Origin of the sequence: Kitasatospora sp. NPDC059817 (assembly GCF_042731835.1) — a bacterium.
Lineage (GTDB): Bacteria > Actinomycetota > Actinomycetes > Streptomycetales > Streptomycetaceae > Kitasatospora.
In genome coordinates this window covers 1-3,223 of sequence record NZ_JBHWIR010000368.1, presented here as the reverse complement: position 1 = coordinate 3,223, position 3,223 = coordinate 1, and the positions used below count along the sequence as shown (strand labels likewise).

Here is a 3,223-nt window from a genome sequence, read left to right as displayed (position 1 = left end):
GGCGTCGGGCGCGCGGCGGCGGGCAGGTCGGCGACGACGCGGGCGCAGGTGAGGACCAGCGCGGGGCCGAGGGCGGCCAGCAGGTCGGGGCTGGCCGGCCCCGGAGCCGCAGCCTCTTCGGCGAGTGTCGCCAACAGCCGGGGAAGCGGGGTTCCGGCGGCCGGGACGACCCGGCGCGGGCCGGCCGCGAGGGCGTCGAGCAGGGCGGCGGTCTCCGGGGAGCCGGGCCCGGCGGCCCCGCGCGGACCGCGTTCGGGGACCATCGTCCAGGACCAGAAGACGATGCCGAGCGGGTCCCGGGCGTCGGTGGTGATCTCGTGGACCTCGCCGGGGCGGGCCAGGAACAGCTCGCCGGCTCCGACCGGGTGCTCCAGCGCGCCGATCCGGAACGTCCCGCGCCCGGCGTAGGCGTAGCAGAACTCGAAGTAGGAGTGGCTGTGCCAGTAGTTGCGCCATGGCTCGGGCGGGTAGAACCCCCAGTCCACGAACTCGACCCGTCGTCCGGCGAGGGTGGTGCCCAGCCGCACGGAGTTGAGCAGGGGCAGGGCGGCGCCCGCCCGGGCCAGTTCGGTCATCTCGGCTCGCCCGCCCCGTCCGTCCTGCGCGCGGTGGGGTCGACGCCCCGCAACATCATGCCCTGACCGAGGGACCAGGTGTGATCATCCGTGGTGGGTCGGTCCGCAGGGTCCCGGAACTGTACCAGCCAGGTGGTGCGGGCCTGGTCGGAGGTGTTCAGCCCCGAACCGTGCACGGTGAGGTAGCCGAAGAACAGGACGTCGCCGGCCTCCGCCGGGCACGGCCGGGCGTCCTGGAGCCGCCAGGTGTCGGGCGGCAGGTGCCAGCTGCCGTCCTCGACGTGCGGCAGCGGGCCCTGCTGGTGGCTGCCGGGGACGGCCCTGATGCAGCCCTTCTCCTCCGGGGCGTCGTCGAAGTGGAAGACCGCGGCCGCGACGGTGTGCCGGGCGTGCGGGAAGAACGGGTGGTCCTGGTGCAGGGGGAAGGGGGAGCCGGTCTCCGGAGGCTTGATGAACATCTTCGTGTGGTGCAACTGGAGGTTGGGCCCGCCGAGCAGTGCGGCCGCGACGTCCGTGAACCTGGGGTCGACCAGCAGCCGGGCGAAGGCCGCCGAGTGGAACTGCGCGTCGTGGGCGTGCTTGAGGGCCGTGCGCCCGGCGGACGCACCCGCGACGGTGCGCGCGCTGGCCCAGGTCGGGTCGGCGTCGGAGTCGAGGCGGGCGGCCAGGGCGTGGCACTCCTCCCGCATCGCCGCCGCCTCCTGTCGGCTGATCAGGTTCTTGACGAGGAGGAAGCCGTTCTCATGGTAGGCGGCGAGGTCGTCGGGGCTGAGGGGTTCGTTCATGGCCTCGACCGTAGGTGTGGGGACCGGGCCGGGCCGAGGGGCGATACGGACGGCCCGGTGGGTAATCCGGACATCGGCCCGCGCGTTCAAGTCCCTCCCGCTGGGCTGCGGCCGAGCAGGCGGGGGTGCTCCCGAGGCCGGGAGCGCCCCGCCTCGATGTCCGGGCACCGTCGCCTCGATGTCCTGGCACCCCCAACTGGCGTATGGCGCAGCCGAATCCGTTCGCGTCCGCCCTCTTGTCAAAGGTTAGTGATGTTTCCTAACTTAATGTCATGTCCGAGACCTCACGGCACTCCCGGCGCGACCTCCTGCGAGTGAGCGCGGCGGGCGGTGCCGCCTTCGCCGCGGGCAGCCTCCTGCTGCCCGGCGCCGCCCAGGCCGCCCCCCGTCCGACCGCCCTCGACACCCCGACCCTCCCCTCGCCCCGCAGCGACCAGACCGCCGGGTCCGCGCTGCGCCCCTTCGGCCGGCACCTGGCCTTCGGGGCCGATCCCTCCCAACAGGTCGTCGTCTCCTGGCAGGTGCCGGGCGCGGTGACCGCCCCCTTCGTCCGGATCGGCCTCCAGCCCGGCGACTTCGGCTCCCCGATCGCCGCCGAGGTCCGCACCCTGGTCAGCAAGCTGTCCTGGCAGCACCCGGTCGAGGACCAGCCCCTGGTCAAGCCCACCACCGTCACCCAGTACTACCTGCACGCGCAGGTCGACCAGCTGATCCCCGACACCACGTACTACTACGTCGTCGGCCACCAGGGCTACGACCCCGCGGGGCAGCGCGCCCGGCTCGGCGACGTGGCGAGCTTCCGCACCGCGCCCGCCCCCGGCCGCGGCGCCGGGTTCACCTTCACGGCCTTCGGCGACCAGGGCATCGGGTACAACGCGGCCGCCACCGCCAACCTGATCGCCGGCCTCGACCCCGCCTTCCACCTCCACATGGGCGACCTCTCGTACGCCAACAGCGGCGGCAGCGGCAAGACCAGCGACCCCTACGACGCCCGCCTGTGGGACTCCTTCTTCGTGCAGAACGACCCCGTCGCCTCCCGGACCCCGTGGATGATGGCGATCGGCAACCACGAGATGGAGGCCTGGTACGGCGCCGACGGCTACGGGGGCGTCCGCGCCCGGTTCACGATGCCCGACAACGCCTGGGCCCAGTCCACCGGCATCTACTCCTGGCGCTGCCAGAACGTCGGCCTGATCAGCCTCGACGGCAACGACATCTGCTACAACACCGCGGCCAACCTGAACTACACCAAGGGCAAGCAGAAGAAGTGGCTGGAGAGCCGGCTCGCCGCGCTCCGCGCCGACACCACCATCGACTTCGTCGTCGTCTACCTGCACCAGTGCACGTACTCCACCTGCCACGACAACGGGGCCGAACTCGGCGCGCAGCAGGACTGGGCCCCGCTGTTCGACAAGTACCAGGTGGACCTGGTGCTCAGCGGCCACAACCACGTCTACGAGCGGACCGACCCCATCCGTTCCGGCAAGCCCACCCGCAAGGTCGCCTCCGGAGACACCGTCAATCCGCTGAAGGACGGCACGACGTACGTCGTCGCGGGCGGCGGTGGCGGCGGGGTCTACTCCTTCCCCGTCGCCGACACCTACCTCGGGCACGAGACGAAGAACGACTCCCCCGTCCCGATGGTGGTCGCCGATCCGAGCGGCCACAACCAGACCGTCAAGGTCACCTGGTCCAGGGTCCGTTACACCGGCTACTGCCTGGTGGCGGTCGACGTGACGCCCGCCGCCGCCGGCAAGCCGGCCCGCATGGCGGTGCGCTCGATCACCGAGGACGGCACCGCCGTGGACCAGTTCACCGTGCAACGCGGCTGACCTGGCAGCCTGCGCCCGGACGGCCCGCGCC

3 protein-coding genes are annotated in these 3,223 nt (G+C 72.4%); 1 reads left to right on the top strand and 2 read right to left on the bottom strand.

Features of this window, described 5'->3' with window-relative positions; all coding sequences use genetic code 11:
• Positions 1–575, bottom strand: a 575-nt coding sequence (locus tag ACFV61_RS35305; protein WP_380496208.1) for an AraC family ligand binding domain-containing protein, incomplete at its 3' end; no start/stop codon positions are given.
• Positions 572–1,360 carry a phytanoyl-CoA dioxygenase family protein gene (locus ACFV61_RS35300; protein WP_063345905.1) on the bottom strand — a complete coding sequence of 263 codons (789 nt, stop codon included), beginning with the start codon at positions 1,358–1,360 and terminating at the stop codon, positions 572–574. The genes ACFV61_RS35305 and ACFV61_RS35300, both read right to left, overlap by 4 nt.
• Positions 1,361–1,632: 272 nt before the next feature.
• Between ACFV61_RS35300 and ACFV61_RS35295 the strand changes: the two genes are divergently transcribed.
• The gene (locus ACFV61_RS35295) at positions 1,633–3,192 is read left to right on the top strand and encodes a purple acid phosphatase family protein (RefSeq protein ID WP_380496205.1); all 1,560 of its coding nucleotides are present in this window, start codon (positions 1,633–1,635) and stop codon (positions 3,190–3,192) included.
• Positions 3,193–3,223: the final 31 nt, after the last annotated feature.

Coding starts and splice junctions, on each gene's coding strand:
- ACFV61_RS35300 (WP_063345905.1), bottom strand. CDS start 1,360: ATGAACGAACCCCTCAGCCCCGACGACCTCGCCGCCTACCATGAGAAC.
- ACFV61_RS35295 (WP_380496205.1), top strand. CDS start 1,633: ATGTCCGAGACCTCACGGCACTCCCGGCGCGACCTCCTGCGAGTGAGC.